Origin of the sequence: Pseudomonas protegens (assembly GCF_003732485.1) — a bacterium.
Lineage (GTDB): Bacteria > Pseudomonadota > Gammaproteobacteria > Pseudomonadales > Pseudomonadaceae > Aquipseudomonas > Aquipseudomonas protegens_B.
Genome location: NZ_MOAK01000054.1, coordinates 71,760 through 72,120, shown reverse-complemented (window position 1 = coordinate 72,120; position 361 = coordinate 71,760). Strand labels below are relative to the sequence as shown.

Sequence of the window (361 nt, the reverse complement as noted above, 5' to 3'; positions counted from 1 at the left end):
CAGCCGCGGCCGATGAATCCGCGAGCGCGGCGGCCGGCCCCGGTATGGCGGCTGAAGCGGTCGCGCCTCAGGCGGCGAGTGAGCCCGCGTCGACGGGCACCGATTCGGCGCCCGACCCTGCGCCTTCACCGCCGTCCGCCGCTGCTGCGCAACCTTCGGTGATGGAGACGATGAACGCGCAGTGGCTGAAGCAGGTCGGCACGCCCGGCACCGACAGCACCGATGCCCTCAACAGCCAGATCGTCCAGGCGGTGCAGTTCACCAATGCCCAGACCTTCAGCTATGCCCCGGCGCAGATCGCGATAGCCCCCGACATGATGATCAGCCAGGCTGCCGGCCTGGTGGCGCAGTCGGCCGCAGG

The 361-nt window shown here is 70.6% G+C and carries 1 pseudogene; it reads left to right on the top strand.

From position 1 onward, the window contains the following. Positions 1 to 361, top strand: a pseudogene (locus BLX41_RS35380) (hypothetical protein); the annotation flags it as partial.